Below are 15,526 nucleotides of genomic sequence, written 5' to 3'. Positions count from 1 at the left end.
AGATCTGGAAAAGGCTGGTGCTTTCGAGAATCTTAAAGTGGCACCAGAGAAGGCTAGAAGAAGGGTCGAACCAGTGGTAACAGAAGATAAACAGGTTTACCGTGTGGAGGGTTTCTCGTGTGCGAATTGTGCTGGGAAGTTTGAAAAAAATGTAAAAGAACTATCAGGGGTGCATGATGCTAAAGTCAATTTCGGAGCTTCCAAAATTGATGTCTTTGGCAGTGCAACCGTTGAAGATCTGGAAAAGGCTGGTGCTTTCGAGAATCTTAAAGTGGCACCAGAGAAGGCTAGAAGAAGGGTCGAACCAGTGGTAACAGAAGATAAAAATGTTTACCGTGTGGAGGGATTTTCTTGCGCAAACTGTGCTGGGAAGTTTGAAAAAAATGTAAAACAACTAGCTGGAGTTCAGGATGCAAAAGTGAACTTTGGCGCTTCTAAAATTGATGTATATGGAAACGCATCGGTTGAAGAGCTTGAAAAAGCAGGTGCTTTCGAGAATCTTAAGGTAATTCCTGAAAAACTGGCGAATCCATCGATACAAGCGGTCAAAGAAGACACTAAGGCTCCTAAAGAAGAGAAAATACCGTTTTATAAAAAACACAGCACATTGCTGTTTGCCACATTACTGATTGCTTTTGGTTACCTTTCTCACTTTGTAAATGGAGAAGATAACCTTGTAACGTCCATGTTATTTGTAAGTTCGATTGTAATTGGCGGATATTCACTATTTAAAGTTGGTTTTCAAAATTTGATACGCTTTGATTTCGACATGAAAACCCTGATGACCGTTGCAGTTATTGGAGCTGCCATCATTGGTGAATGGGCAGAGGCATCCATTGTTGTCATTCTCTTTGCAATCAGTGAAGCACTTGAACGTTTTTCTATGGATAGAGCAAGACAGTCCATTCGTTCATTGATGGATATTGCCCCAAAAGAAGCACTTGTTAGGCGGAATGGTCAGGAAATAATGATCCATGTGGACGATATTGCCGTGGGTGATATTATGATCGTCAAACCAGGGGAGAAAATTGCCATGGATGGGATCATTATAAATGGTGTGTCGGCTGTCAACCAGGCTGCTATAACAGGAGAATCTGTCCCTGTTGCCAAAACGGTAGATGATGAAGTATTTGCAGGCACGCTTAACGAAGAGGGACTACTTGAAGTAAAAATCACCAAATACGTAGAGGATACAACTATCTCCAAGATTATTCATCTGGTTGAGGAAGCACAAGGGGAGCGCGCTCCAGCGCAAGCATTCGTAGATAAATTTGCGAAATATTATACGCCGATCATTATGGTTATTGCGGCGCTCGTTGCAGTCGTTCCACCTTTATTCTTTGGTGGAAGTTGGGATACTTGGGTTTATCAAGGATTAGCGGTACTTGTAGTTGGATGTCCGTGTGCATTAGTTATTACTACTCCAATCTCGATTGTCTCGGCAATTGGAAATGCAGCTAAAAAAGGTGTGTTGATTAAAGGCGGTGTCTATCTAGAGGAATTAGGAGCCATTAAGGCAATCGCATTTGATAAAACAGGAACACTGACAAAAGGTGTACCAGTGGTAACAGATTTTAAAGTGTTAAATGATCAAGTGGAAGAAAAAGAGCTGTTTTCCATTATTACAGCTTTAGAATATCGATCACAACATCCACTTGCTTCAGCAATAATGAAGAAAGCAGAGCAAGATAATATTACTTATTCCGATGTTAGAGTGAAGGACTTCACTTCTATTACAGGTCGGGGCATTCAAGGGAATATAGATGGAACAACCTATTACATTGGCAGTCCAAGGCTTTTTAAAGAATTAAATGTTTCCGATTTTAGCCTTGAGTTTGAAAATAAAGTGAAAGTTTTACAAAACCAAGGGAAAACGGCCATGATTATTGGAACGGACCAAACAATCCTCGGCGTGATTGCTGTAGCAGATGAGGTCCGCGAAACAAGTAAAAATGTGATTCTAAAACTTCATCAGTTAGGAATCAAGCAAACAATTATGCTGACAGGTGATAATCAAGGTACCGCAGAAGCAATCGGTGCTCATGTAGGCGTTTCTGATATTCAGTCCGAATTGTTGCCACAGGATAAGTTGGACTATATTAAAAAAATGAAAGCCGAGCATGGTAATGTAGCTATGATTGGCGATGGCGTCAATGATGCTCCTGCACTTGCTGCATCCACTGTTGGCATTGCAATGGGCGGTGCTGGAACAGATACTGCCATCGAGACAGCTGATATTGCATTAATGGGAGATGATTTAAGTAAGCTTCCATTTGCAGTAAGACTTAGCAGGAAAACGCTAAATATCATCAAAGCGAACATCACGTTTGCCATCGGAATTAAGATAATTGCCTTACTATTGGTTATTCCAGGCTGGCTAACCCTTTGGATTGCGATTCTTTCCGATATGGGAGCCACTATTTTGGTAGCATTAAATAGTTTGCGACTGATGAGAGTGAAGGATAAATAGGTACTATATGTGTGCAATTTACGGAAGGACTTTTCATTTTGAAGAAAAGTCCTATCCCTAAAATATTTGGAGATGATAAAATGATCGCGACGATACTGACGGCTACTGCGGTATATGTAGCAACAGGAATTGATTATCTCGTCATATTAATTCTTTTGTTTTCGCAAGTAAAAAAAGGTCAGGTAAAACATATTTGGATAGGACAATATATAGGGACTGCAATTGTGATAGGAGCAAGTCTTTTAGTTGCACAGGGGGTTGTAAATTTAATTCCTCAGCAATGGGTTATCGGACTACTTGGACTTTTACCACTTTACCTAGGCGTGAAAATATGGATTAAAGGAGAAGAGGATGAAGATGAAAGTAGCATTTTATCTTTATTCTCCTCTGGAAAATTTAATCAGTTATTTTTGACGATGATTTTCATCGTATTGGCTTCCAGTGCGGATGACTTTTCCATTTATATACCGTACTTCACGACCTTAAGTATGTCTGAAATCTTTATTGTCACTATTGTCTTTCTAATTATGGTTGGAGTTTTGTGCTATGTCAGTTACCGTCTAGCTTCCTTCGATTTTATATCGGAAACAATTGAGAAATATGAACGTTGGATTGTACCAATTGTATTCATTGGGCTAGGTATTTATATATTGTTTGAAAATGGAACATTCAATGCTCTGATTTCATTTCTTCTTTGAAGTGGCGAATCCAAACCATAAAGTAAAGTATAAAGAGGTTATCCTATTGATTGGGATAACCTTTTTATATTTAACTAATTATCATTTACGTTAAACACATGTACTTAAAGTAAGAACATTGATTTAAACCATTTTTTTCATAATTTACTCTTGATAAGATCCGACACCTTCTCCAGGAGATATCAAAATAACTCAGAGAATAAAAGAGATTAGTGAAATGATGGGCATTATATTATATGACCACATAATATTTTCAGAAAATGATCATCATTCAATTATCAAAAAAATTGCACTTTCTACTGGTATATATCCTTGCATTAATTTTATAAAAAATGCCCCTACTGAAGATATAAAAGCAATTGCTATGCTATTGTTCACTACCGTATTCATTGGTAATTTAAATAATGCTAATAATACAGGAATGATGATAAATGCTCCACCTGCACCCACAATTCCCGAAATTACACCAATTCCAAATCCAACTATAATAAATAGCAAAGGTTTAGATTTCGTCTCTTGTGTAGTAGGTTTAACTTTAATAAACATCAATATTAAAGCAAGTATGGCGATTATTACATATACCGTATTTACAAAAGTAGCATTAAACAAACTAGCTAAAATTGCCCCTAACATGCTTCCAATCAACATACCCCCTCCCATATATATAACAAGTTTAGGAGAGAAAGCTGGTTGTTTTCTTGCATTTAATGATCCACTAAGTGTACTGAAAAATACTTGACTAGAGGTAAGTCCCGAAGCAATATATGCACTATACGCAGGTATACCTATTAATGGTGGCAATATAAGAATAGCTGGGTAAATAATAATTGCGCCCCCAATACCTATTAATCCAGATATAAATCCACCCAGTACGCCAATTAGCAACATAATAGTCATATTTGCTATATCCATTATTTACTTTTAACTAATAAATTAACTGCTTCATTAATTAATTCTTGAGAACTTTCATTATTTTCTTCTGCTGTTTTAACGCATTCTATTAAATTTTCACTAATTATAATCCCCATTAAACGTTGTATAGAACCTTTAGATGCACTAAGTTGCGTAATTATATCTTTGCAATCTTTTTCTTCTTCCATCATTTTTACGACACCATTTAATTGACCTTGTATTCTATTTATACGATTAATCATTTTTTTATCATAAGTCATATTCATTTCCTCCACATAAATTGATTAAGTTAATAATAATAAATTAAAACAAAATTGTCAAATACCCCTATAGGTATTTGGCAAATGATTCTATCCGTTTTATTATACCCTCATAGGTATTTATAGGAGGTAAGTATGGAACAATACAAAGAAGTACACATTAATTCATTAAACAAAGAAGAATTAGAAAAATTGGCAAAAATGGGTCAATTGATTGATGTTAGAACAAAAGAAGAATATGAATTAGGACACATTAACGGTTCAACTTTACACCCAGTAGAAGAGATTAAATCATTCAATAAGAATAGCAACAAAACGTATTATATACATTGTAAAAGCGGTAACCGAAGCACTAAAGCTTGCGATTATTTAGCCAAACAAGGTTATGATGTCGTGAATTTAAAGGGTGGATATAAAGATTATGAAGCAAAGAACTTCAATAGTGCTCCTTTAATAGAAAAAGATATTGAAATCAAAGAGAATCGTAAACAATTTGATTTTAGAGGTCTTCAGTGCCCTGGACCTATTGTTAATATCAGTAAAGAAATTAACAATATTTCAACGGGTGAGCAAATCGAGGTAACAGTTACAGATCCTGGTTTCAATAGTGATATTAAAAGTTGGGCGAAACAAACAGGGAATACCCTTGTAAATCTTACTGAAGAAGCAAATGTAATTAATGCAATTATTCAAAAAGAAAAGCCAAAAGAATTTGAAATCAATGACACTGCTACAGGTACAACAATTGTTTTATTTAGCGGTGAGTTAGATAAGGCAGTAGCAGCAATGATCATCGCAAATGGCGCTAAAGCAGCAGGTAAAGATGTAACTATTTTCTTTACTTTTTGGGGCCTCAACGCATTAAAAAAAGCGCAATCAACTCGCGTTAAAAAGAAAGGTATTTCCAAAATGTTTGACCTTATGTTACCTAAGGATCCAATACATATGCCATTATCAAAAATGAATATGTTTGGACTAGGTAATATTATGATGCGTTATGTAATGAACAAGAAAAATGTTGATTCTTTATACTCACTTATCGATCAAGCAATCGATCAAGATATAAAGTTAATTGCTTGTACCATGAGTATGGATGTTATGGGAATTTCAAAAGAAGAATTAAGAGATGAAGTCGATTATGGTGGCGTAGGTACTTATATTGGACATACTGAGCAAGCAAATCATAACTTATTTATCTAATCAATAAAATCTATTTTAAAAAGGAGTTTTTTTTGTTTTTCAAACAATTTTATGAAGACAATTTTTCACAAGCATCTTATTTAATTGGATGTCAACGTACAGGAGAAGCAATGATTATTGACCCTATACGAGATTTAACAAAATATTTAAAAGTTGCAGATAAAGAAGGATTCACAATTACTAAAGCTGCAGAAACACATATTCATGCTGATTTTGCTTCAGGTATTAGAGATGTGGCAAATAAATTGAATGCAAGTATATACGTATCTGATGAAGGTAAAGATGAATTTAATTATAAAAATATGCCTAAACAAACACATTTCGTTAAGCATCAAGATATTATCTATTTAGGAAAGATTAAATTAGAAGTCTTACACACTCCAGGCCATACCCCTGAGAGTATTAGTTTTTTACTTACTGACGAAGGTGGGGGTTCCAGTATACCAATGGGATTATTTAGCGGTGACTTCATCTTTGTTGGTGATGTAGGTAGACCAGATCTATTAGAAAAAGCTGTAAATGTTGAAGGTTCTACAAAAATCGGAGCAAAACAAATGTATCAGTCCATACAATTTGCTGCAACATTACCAGACTATATTCAAATTTGGCCAGGTCATGGTGCAGGGAGTCCTTGTGGTAAAGCGCTAGGTTCATTACCTACAACTACTTTGGGTTATGAGAAAATAAACAACTGGGCTTTTAATGTTAAAGATGAAACTTCATTTATCGAAACTTTAACACTCAATCAGCCAGCTCCACCACACCATTTTTCACAAATGAAAAAAATAAATCAATTTGGTATGCAAATGTACCAACCATATAATGTTTACCCTAGTTCAAGCAATACACAAACTGCTTTTGATCTTCGAAGTAAAGAAGCATTCCATGGTGGTCATATGCATGGAACTATCAATATTCCTTTTAATAAAACTTTTATAAATCAAATTGGTTGGTATTTAGATTATGACTAAGATATTGAATTAATTGGCGATAAATCTACCGTTCAACAAGCTATTCATGCTTTACAATTAATTGGTTTTGAAAATGTAAAAAGTTACCGTTTGCCACAAACAAATATCGTCACATCATCTATTCATAGTTCTGAAATGACTGGTGAAGAACATAATGTATTAGATGTTCGTAATGATGATGAATGGCGTAAAGGTCATTTAAAACAAGCAATTCATATTCCTCACGGTAAACTTTTAAATGAAGATATACCTTTCGATAAAAATGACCTAATTTATGTACATTGTCAATCAGGTGTTAGAAGTTCAATAGCGGTAGGAATATTAGAATATAAAGGATTTACGAATATTGTTAACGTTAGAGGTGGCTATCAACATTTACCAGCATTTTTAAAATAGTTTTCTTCTGCAATAGAACTATAAAAATCCCTCAATCCGAAAATTCAATTCGGATTGAGGGATTTTTTTATAAAGACAATTACGAACTTTGATTATTCATTTGAATTAGTTTTTTATGCTTTTATATCTAAGTAAATATCATTAATCTGTAGTACTTTTTGGATAATTGCTAATGTACCACCTAGCAAAGTTGCAAATTTGACATTAGATGTTAACTTTATTTGAATTTCGTTACGTGAATATTGTTTGAACTGGTTCTTAATTGCTTCTAATATTTCAGGCATTTCATTGAACAATGGACAGTTAATGTAAATTGCATTCGGATTAAACTGGGTGTTTAAATTATGTATTAAAACAGCAATTTTATTTATAAATTGTTCCATTTCTTCAACTACGACTGGATTTTTTTCATTATAAAATTGAATTAATTTGCTAAGCGTCATCTTCTCATTTAGTTGATTACTTAAATTATGCAGTAAAGCTTCTTGTGAAAAAATATCTTCAATCTTATGAAAGATCTCCACATTATCGCTAACTTTTGAGACAAGTGTTTTTCCAATTTCACCCGCTTCCCCATTTGCACCACGATACAATTGATTATTAATAATAAGCCCAGCACCAATACCTTTATGTATACTTAAAGCAATAAGATTATTGTAGGATAAATTATGATTAAAATTACGTTCATATAACGCTGAAAGATTCGCTTCATTTTCAACTACGACTGGAACATTAGTAATTTCTTTTATTTTCTTAGCAATTGAAATTCCTTCAGTTTCATGGAATGGTAAATATGTCACATGCTGCTCATTATCCACAACTCCATGTATAGAAACAGACACACCTAATAGTCCGTTATAAGTATCAAGTTTCTCCTGAATATCAATATGTTTTTTTATTATGCTTAATATACTACTAACCTTTTCATCAGGTAAATCATAAGATTCATGCTTAATGACATTACCATCAAAATAATTGTACATCACTTCAACAGAACTATAAGTTAAATCCAAAGAAATAAAATAACCATAAAGATGATTAACCTTCAGAAGAATAGGTTTTCTACCACCACTCTTCGTGCTATCACCCTCACCAACCTCATTAACAAGAGATTTATACTTTAACTTATTCAAAATACTAGAAATCGTTGCCTTATTAATCTCAAGATTTTTAGATATTTGAGTACGCGAAATATTATGATGGTTATAAATTTCCCTTAGCACTCTTTTTTCATTATCATTTATATTTAAAATATTTTCCATAATTGCCTACCCCATAAGTTATTTTGAATTTAGTTTATAGTTTATCATGTATTTTTATACCAACTATTTTAACATAAATTAAATTAAACCTTAGAACAACTTAAAACCTCACTTAGGTTATCATCTTCGTTCTTTTATTTTTTTTATTATTTCAATAAATTACGTATTTCCAATATGACGATTTTTTATGCAAAGTCGTTGTATGTTTTTCAAATTTTTGACATTTATGCAATCTAAATAGCCAATTAGGGAATTTTTAACATTTTTTATTTGTTTGATATTATACTTAATGTATCTTAAATAGAAAGAGGGTATGCATATGGATTTCACTGGTGTTATTACAAGCATTATTGATTTAATCAAGACTTGCATTCAGGCTTTCGGTTAATTTTTTCAACTAAAAAACAGAGGAAATATTCAACGACTTGATTGTTTCCTCTGTTTTCTATGTATTGTTGTAAACACAACAATTTTATTTTTTATTCAATATATTTCTCAATTCTTCTATTTCATCTTGTGATAGATCTTCTTTTTCTACAAAGTTTAAGACAAGTGAATTGAAACCGCCTTTGTATACTTTATTGATAAAGTTTTTAGATGTTTTATATTTTATATCACTTTCTTCTACAAGAGAGTAATATTGAAAAATTTTATTGTCTTTTTTACGATCTATAAATCCCTTTTTATACAATCTCGTTATAAGTGTACGAATGGTTTTTGGACTCCAGTCCTTTTGCATTTGTATTTCTTCTATTATATTATTCGCACTTGCATATTTTTTCATCCAAATGATATTCATAACTTCCCATTCTGCAGATGATATTTCATACGTTTTATTATCCATTATATTAACTCCATTTCTTTTAAAATACGCTCAGAAATTTGTTGTGCTTTTTCGCCATTCGCATTGTCTTCGCCTTTTAAATGTGTAGCAAAATAATACGTATTATCTTTCGTTTCAACATAACCTACGAACCATCCATTTGCTTCTTTGTGATTCACGATTCCTGTTCCAGTTTTACCTACATATTTATAAGTATCTTTTTGTTTCAAAGTCATACTATTTTCAACTTTTTCAATAGCCTTATTATCAAAATGCATGTTATGTTGTTTCATATTTTTCAACAAATTAACCTGTTCTATTGCAGAAATTTTTAATGAAGATTCATTCCAATAATTTTCATTCCCTGATATTTCTTCATTACCATATTCAATTAGATCTAAATAAGATTTAACCTCATCTTGTCTTAAATGTTTGTTTAAATTTTCGTAATACCAATTTACTGAATATTTCATTGAAGAATTTAAATTTTGATCTTGGTTCCATTCTTTAAATGGATATTGATGTTTATCCCATTGTTGTTCAGTATGATTTAATGAGAGTAAATTTTGGTCGAATGCCATTAACGCTAAATAAATTTTGTAAGTAGAATTAGGTGAATATCGTTGTTTACTTTCTGGTTCATTATAAATAGAATAAGCTTGCTCCCGTTCATTATAAAGCACAAAACTTCCATCAAATCCTTTGAAATACGGAGCTAGTTGATTTAATTTTTTATATGATACATTTGTTTCATATTTGTCTTGTTGAACATGTGCAGATAGTAACGGTGCTTGTATTAAAAGCGATATACTACATACAATATACGCAACAATACGCTTGTTTCGATTAGGTTTAGGCATTGAATCATAAAGTGCAATATACTTAACACGTTCTTTAATATTTGAATTAAAACCTAGTAAATATTGTGCTGCCACATTATTTATGTGCTGAGATTTTAAAATAGAGCATTTTAATATCGATTCACCATAACGTATATGTTCATGGCGATTCAAAATTTTTAAAACGTTTCTATCACATACTTTTTCACAGTCATTGTCCATCATTGTTTTACTTATATATAGTGCAGGATTAAACCAGAATATCATTTTAAAAACAACATAAAGCTGGTTGAATATTAAGTCATGACTTTTCACATGTGATAGTTCATGTAGAATAATATATTCAATTTCTTTGTCATTCATGGTTTCGACTACGACAGTTGGTAGTACAATTTGGGATTTCACTAAACCAAATACCATCGGATTATCAATGTTTGAACTATAACTAATTGTTATATGCTTTTTGTAGAACTGCATCTTACTTTGACATACTTTAAGTCGTTCATTAAGATATGACGATTCCAATGACGAACTTTTAATAACATCAATTTGTCGGAATGCCTTAATCATATAAAATAAGCACAACAAACTACCAAATACCCATATCAAAAGAATCATATACGTTATATTTGAGGTCTCAAACTGATTAACATTAATTGCTAAGTCTTTCGTAACAGATGATTGTTGACCATCTAACATATGACTAACCGAAGAAGTCGTGTCAGATACATTTCGATTCATCATATCTTTTGAAAATGTAAAATTCGATATTTTGTAAAATGGTATTAATGGAATTAACGTGGAGACGAGCACTAATAACCAAATCTTATGTGACATAATATTTTGAGTATATTTTATATAGAGCATTCTCACTAAAAAAATTACACATATCGTGAGCAATGAACTGATTATACTTAACATTAAAAAAGATGATAACACCTTCTACACCTCCATATCACAAAAATTATAACATTATTTTGACATAAATACTACATTTGTAATATACTACAAATGTAGTATTATATAAGGAGGATATTGATGAAAAAGATAAAAATTGTTCCACTTATTTTAATAGTTGTAGTTGTCGGGTTTGGTATATATTTTTATGCTTCAAAAGATAAAGAAATTAATAATACTATTGATGCAATTGAAGATAAAAATTTCAAACAAGTTTATAAAGATAGCAGTTATATTTCTAAAAGCGATAATGGTGAAGTAGAAATGACTGAACGTCCGATAAAAATATATAATAGTTTAGGCGTTAAAGATATAAACATTCAGGATCGTAAAATAAAAAAAGTATCTAAAAATAAAAAACGAGTAGATGCTCAATATAAAATTAAAACAAACTACGGTAACATTGATCGCAACGTTCAATTTAATTTTGTTAAAGAAGATGGTATGTGGAAGTTAGATTGGGATCATAGCGTCATTATTCCAGGAATGCAGAAAGACCAAAGCATACATATTGAAAATTTAAAATCAGAACGTGGTAAAATTTTAGACCGAAACAATGTGGAATTGGCCAATACAGGAACAGCATATGAGATAGGCATCGTTCCAAAGAATGTATCTAAAAAAGATTATAAAGCAATCGCTAAAGAACTAAGTATTTCTGAAGACTATATCAAACAACAAATGGATCAAAATTGGGTACAAGATGATACCTTCGTTCCACTTAAAACCGTTAAAAAAATGGATGAATATTTAAGTGATTTCGCAAAAAAATTTCATCTTACAACTAATGAAACAGAAAGTCGTAACTATCCTCTAGAAAAAGCGACTTCACATCTATTAGGTTATGTTGGTCCCATTAACTCTGAAGAATTAAAACAAAAAGAATATAAAGGCTATAAAGATGATGCAGTTATTGGTAAAAAGGGACTCGAAAAACTTTACGATAAAAAGCTCCAACATGAAGATGGCTATCGTGTCACAATCGTTGACGATAATAGCAATACAATCGCACATACATTAATAGAGAAAAAGAAAAAAGATGGCAAAGATATTCAACTAACTATTGATGCTAAAGTTCAAAAGAGTATTTATAACAACATGAAAAATGATTATGGCTCAGGTACTGCTATCCACCCTCAAACAGGTGAATTATTAGCACTTGTAAGCACACCTTCATATGACGTCTATCCATTTATGTATGGCATGAGTAACGAAGAATATAATAAATTAACCGAAGATAAAAAAGAACCTCTGCTCAACAAGTTCCAGATTACAACTTCACCAGGTTCAACTCAAAAAATATTAACAGCAATGATTGGGTTAAATAACAAAACATTAGACGATAAAACAAGTTATAAAATCGATGGTAAAGGTTGGCAAAAAGATAAATCTTGGGGTGGTTACAACGTTACAAGATATGAAGTGGTAAATGGTAATATCGACTTAAAACAAGCAATAGAATCATCAGATAACATTTTCTTTGCTAGAGTAGCACTCGAATTAGGCAGTAAGAAATTTGAAAAAGGCATGAAAAAACTAGGTGTTGGTGAAGATATACCAAGTGATTATCCATTTTATAATGCTCAAATTTCAAACAAAAATTTAGATAATGAAATATTATTAGCTGATTCAGGTTACGGACAAGGTGAAATACTGATTAACCCAGTACAGATCCTTTCAATCTATAGCGCATTAGAAAATAATGGCAATATTAACGCACCTCACTTATTAAAAGACACGAAAAACAAAGTTTGGAAGAAAAATATTATTTCCAAAGAAAATATCAATCTATTAACTGATGGTATGCAACAAGTCGTAAATAAAACACATAAAGAAGATATTTATAGATCTTATGCAAACTTAATTGGCAAATCCGGTACTGCAGAACTCAAAATGAAACAAGGAGAAACAGGCAGACAAATTGGGTGGTTTATATCATATGATAAAGATAATCCAAACATGATGATGGCTATTAATGTTAAAGATGTACAAGATAAAGGAATGGCTAGCTACAATGCCAAAATCTCAGGTAAAGTGTATGATGAGCTATATGAGAACGGTAATAAAAAATACGATATAGATGAATAACAAAACAGTGAAGCAATCCGTAACGATGGTTGCTTCACTGTTTTATTATGAATTATTAATAAGTGCTGTTACTTCTCCCTTAAATACAATTTCTTCATTTTCATTGTATGTTGAAAGTGACACTGTAACGAGTCCATTTTCTTTTTTTATGGATTTCTTATTTGTAATTTCAGCGATAACGTACAATGTATTACCTGGGTATACAGGTTTAATAAATTTAACGTTATTCATTTGTGTTCCTGCTACAACTTCTTCTCCGTATTTACCTTCTTCTACCCATAATTTAAATGATATTGAAAGTGTATGCATGCCAGATGCAATGATACCTTTAAATCTACTTTGTTCTGCTTTTTCTTTATCTATATGCATATATTGAGGATCAAAAGTTGTTGCAAATTGGATAATTTCTTCTTCTGTAATATGAAGGCTTTTTGTTTTGAATGTTTCTCCTACTATAAAATCATCGTATTTCATATATGTCTCTCTTTCTTATTCAAATTAATTTTTTAGTATGTAACATGTTAAAGGTAAGTCTACCGTCACTGAAACGTAAGACTCACCTCTAACTTTCTATTGAGACAAATGCACCATTTTATCTGCATTGTCTGTAAAGATACCATCAACTCCCCAATTAGCAAGTTGGTTTGCACGTGCTGGTTTGTTTACAGTCCATACGTTCAATTCATAACCCGCTTCTTTTACCATTTTTACTTTTGCTTTAGTAAGTTTGGCATCTTCAGTGTTTACTATTTTAGCATTACAGTAATCTAAAAGTGTTCTCCAGTCTTCACGAAACGAAGTTGTATGGAATATAACTGCTCTGTTATATTGTGGCATGATTTCTTCTGCAAGTTTAACAAGCACAACATTAAAGCTTGAAATGAGCACTTCTTGATTCTGATTTAAGTTTGTTAATTGTTCTTCCACTTGCTTAACCATACTTTTAGAAAGTGCTAGTCCATTCGGTCCAGTAATACCTTTTAATTCTACATTTAAATTCATATTATATTCATTTGCTATTTTTACTACATCATCGAAAGTTGGCAAATGTTCATCTTTGAATTTTTCACCAAACCAAGATCCTGCAGAAGCATCTTTAATTTCATCATAATTCAATTCAGTTATTTCCCCGGACATATTTGTAGTCCGTTCTAAATAATCATCATGAATGATAATCAGTTGTTCATCTTTTGTAATTGCAACATCTAACTCCAACCAGTTTATACCTTCTACTTCTGAAGCAGCTTTAAATGATGCAATTGTATTTTCCGGAGCTTTACTAGGTAATCCTCTATGTCCATATACAGTTAGCATATTACCTCTCCTTGCATTTTTATTTTTTTAATTAACGTAACTGTATTATCACATTAATCGCACTTTTATTTCCATTAAAAAGAGATGAATATCATAAATAAAGAAGTCGATAGATTCGTATTGATTATGGAGTTAATCTACGTCTCATCTCATTTTTAAAAAATCATTTATGTCCCAAGCTCCATTTTGTAATCAAGTCTAGTTTTTCTGTACCCCTTATCTGCAATTTTACTTAGGATTGCTTTTAACTTACCCCTTATCAGCAATTTTACTGAGAACTGCTTTTAACGCACCTCTTATCTGCAATTTTGCCTAGAACTGCTTTTAACGTACCTCTTATCTGCAATTTTACTGAGAACTGCTTTTAACTTACCCCTTATCAGCAATTTTGCATGGAATTGCTTTTAACGTACCTCTTATCTGCAATTTTACTTAGAACTGCTTTTAACAAACCTCTTATCTGCAATTTTACTTAGAACTGCTTTTAACGTACCTCTTATCTGTAATTTTACTGAGAACTGCTTTTAACAAACCTCTTATCTGCAATTTTACTTAGAACTGCTTTTAACAAACCTCTTATCTGCAATTTTACTTAGAATTGCTTTTACTATTCCTCTTATTAGTATAATCTCAGTAAGAATGCGTATAAAAATGAAAATTACAACCGATTTTGTAAGTGCTGACGCCTGAGGGAATAGTATGTGCGAGAGACTAATGGCTCGAGCCATACCCCTAGGCAAGCATGCACGTACAAAATCGTAAGATAAAAAAATAAGCATATCACTGTAAACTTTAAAAAATCAGTTTAGTGATATGCTTATTTATTTCGAGTTAGGATTTATGTCCCAAGCTCATCAAGCACAATCGGCCACTAGTTTATTTCTCTATCTTATATGTTCTGATATGGTCTTCTATACTGTATAAGTATACTTTTGAATATGGATCTTGTGTCAATTCACGTTCGAAATCAAATTCTTGATTATCAAATCTGTTAAAGAATGTTTCGTATTCTTCGACTGATAATTGCTCTCTAGATTCTAGCATATTTAAGTGTTTCTCTTTATCTAATGCTTTGTCATATCCTTTAACGATTGAACCACTAAAGATTTCTCCTACTGCTCCTGAACCATAACTAAATAGACATACTTTCTCTTCTGGTTGGAATGTGTGGTTCTGTAATAACGAAATTAAACTTAAGTATAATGATCCTGTATAAATGTTACCAACATCTCTATTCCATAATACGGTTCTGTTGCAAAGTTGAATTTATAGTATAATTTTAACAAAAAGGAGTCTTCTGTATGAACTATTTCAGATATAAACAATTTAACAAGGA

General features: G+C 32.1%; 12 protein-coding genes and 2 pseudogenes. 6 read left to right on the top strand and 8 right to left on the bottom strand.

The window, feature by feature from the left end; genetic code table 11:
* Nucleotides 1–73 precede the first annotated feature (73 nt).
* Entirely contained in the window at nt 74–2,470 is a 2,397-nt protein-coding gene (gene cadA, locus LQ686_RS13355; RefSeq protein WP_481817098.1) for a cadmium-translocating P-type ATPase CadA, read from the top strand.
* An 80-nt stretch (nt 2,471–2,550) separates the two neighbouring features.
* Entirely contained in the window at nt 2,551–3,168 is a 618-nt protein-coding gene (locus LQ686_RS13350) for a CadD family cadmium resistance transporter (RefSeq protein ID WP_000562107.1), read from the top strand.
* 273 nt (nt 3,169–3,441) lie between these two features.
* Here the strand turns inward: LQ686_RS13350 and LQ686_RS13340 are convergent.
* Together LQ686_RS13340 and cstR are read right to left on the bottom strand one after the other, a co-directional pair.
* Nucleotides 3,442–4,080 (bottom strand): annotated as a pseudogene (locus LQ686_RS13340) (sulfite exporter TauE/SafE family protein); the annotation flags it as partial.
* Nucleotides 4,080–4,340, bottom strand: a complete 261-nt coding sequence (gene cstR, locus LQ686_RS13335) for a persulfide-sensing transcriptional repressor CstR (protein WP_000220507.1) — start codon at nt 4,338–4,340, stop codon at nt 4,080–4,082. The pseudogene LQ686_RS13340 and the gene cstR, both read right to left, overlap by 1 nt.
* Before the next feature lie 135 nt (nt 4,341–4,475).
* On the opposite strand from cstR, the gene LQ686_RS13330 reads away from it, so the two are divergent.
* Complete coding sequence (locus LQ686_RS13330) at nt 4,476–5,540, top strand: DsrE/DsrF/DrsH-like family protein (RefSeq protein WP_000438836.1); 1,065 nt, start codon at nt 4,476–4,478, stop codon at nt 5,538–5,540.
* A 32-nt stretch (nt 5,541–5,572) separates the two neighbouring features.
* Nucleotides 5,573–6,907 (top strand): annotated as a pseudogene (gene cstB, locus LQ686_RS13325) (persulfide dioxygenase-sulfurtransferase CstB).
* Between the two features lie 113 nt (nt 6,908–7,020).
* Here cstB and LQ686_RS13320 read toward each other — a convergent pair.
* The gene (locus tag LQ686_RS13320; protein ID WP_000427807.1) at nt 7,021–8,169 is read right to left on the bottom strand and encodes an ROK family transcriptional regulator; all 1,149 of its coding nucleotides are present in this window, start codon (nt 8,167–8,169) and stop codon (nt 7,021–7,023) included.
* A 319-nt stretch (nt 8,170–8,488) separates the two neighbouring features.
* Here LQ686_RS13320 and psm-mec point away from each other — a divergent pair, with 319 nt between their 5' ends.
* A complete protein-coding gene (psm-mec, locus tag LQ686_RS13315) occupies nt 8,489–8,557 on the top strand; it encodes a phenol-soluble modulin PSM-mec (RefSeq protein WP_014532405.1) in 69 nt (22 codons plus the stop codon).
* Between the two features lie 84 nt (nt 8,558–8,641).
* Here psm-mec and mecI read toward each other — a convergent pair whose 3' ends face one another.
* Nucleotides 8,642–9,013: a mecA-type methicillin resistance repressor MecI gene (gene mecI, locus LQ686_RS13310; RefSeq protein ID WP_000369214.1), complete on the bottom strand. Its 372-nt coding sequence runs from the start codon at nt 9,011–9,013 to the stop codon at nt 8,642–8,644.
* Entirely contained in the window at nt 9,013–10,770 is a 1,758-nt protein-coding gene (mecR1, locus tag LQ686_RS13305; RefSeq protein WP_000952923.1) for a beta-lactam sensor/signal transducer MecR1, read from the bottom strand. Before mecR1 ends, mecI begins: the two co-directional genes overlap by 1 nt.
* Before the next feature lie 96 nt (nt 10,771–10,866).
* Between mecR1 and mecA the strand changes: the two genes are divergently transcribed.
* Nucleotides 10,867–12,876 carry a PBP2a family beta-lactam-resistant peptidoglycan transpeptidase MecA gene (gene mecA, locus LQ686_RS13300; protein ID WP_063852655.1) on the top strand — a complete coding sequence of 670 codons (2,010 nt, stop codon included), beginning with the start codon at nt 10,867–10,869 and terminating at the stop codon, nt 12,874–12,876.
* 45 nt (nt 12,877–12,921) lie between these two features.
* Here the strand turns inward: mecA and LQ686_RS13295 are convergent, their stop codons facing one another.
* From LQ686_RS13295 to LQ686_RS13285, 3 genes are all read right to left on the bottom strand, one after another.
* A complete protein-coding gene (locus LQ686_RS13295) occupies nt 12,922–13,350 on the bottom strand; it encodes a MaoC family dehydratase (protein WP_000872606.1) in 429 nt (142 codons plus the stop codon).
* A 96-nt stretch (nt 13,351–13,446) separates the two neighbouring features.
* Nucleotides 13,447–14,190 (bottom strand): glycerophosphoryl diester phosphodiesterase, encoded by a 744-nt coding sequence (locus LQ686_RS13290; RefSeq protein ID WP_000958858.1) that lies wholly within the window; start codon nt 14,188–14,190, stop codon nt 13,447–13,449.
* A gap of 876 nt (nt 14,191–15,066) precedes the next feature.
* On the bottom strand, nt 15,067–15,456 hold the full coding sequence (locus tag LQ686_RS13285) for a hydroxymethylglutaryl-CoA synthase (RefSeq protein WP_020444595.1): 390 nt from the start codon (nt 15,454–15,456) through the stop codon (nt 15,067–15,069).
* Nucleotides 15,457–15,526 lie beyond the last annotated feature (70 nt).

Source organism: Mammaliicoccus sp. J-M41 (genome assembly GCF_022385935.1).
Lineage (GTDB): Bacteria > Bacillota > Bacilli > Staphylococcales > Staphylococcaceae > Mammaliicoccus > Mammaliicoccus sciuri_A.
Note: the sequence above shows the minus strand (reverse complement) of the source record. Positions and strands in the feature narration are given on the sequence as shown.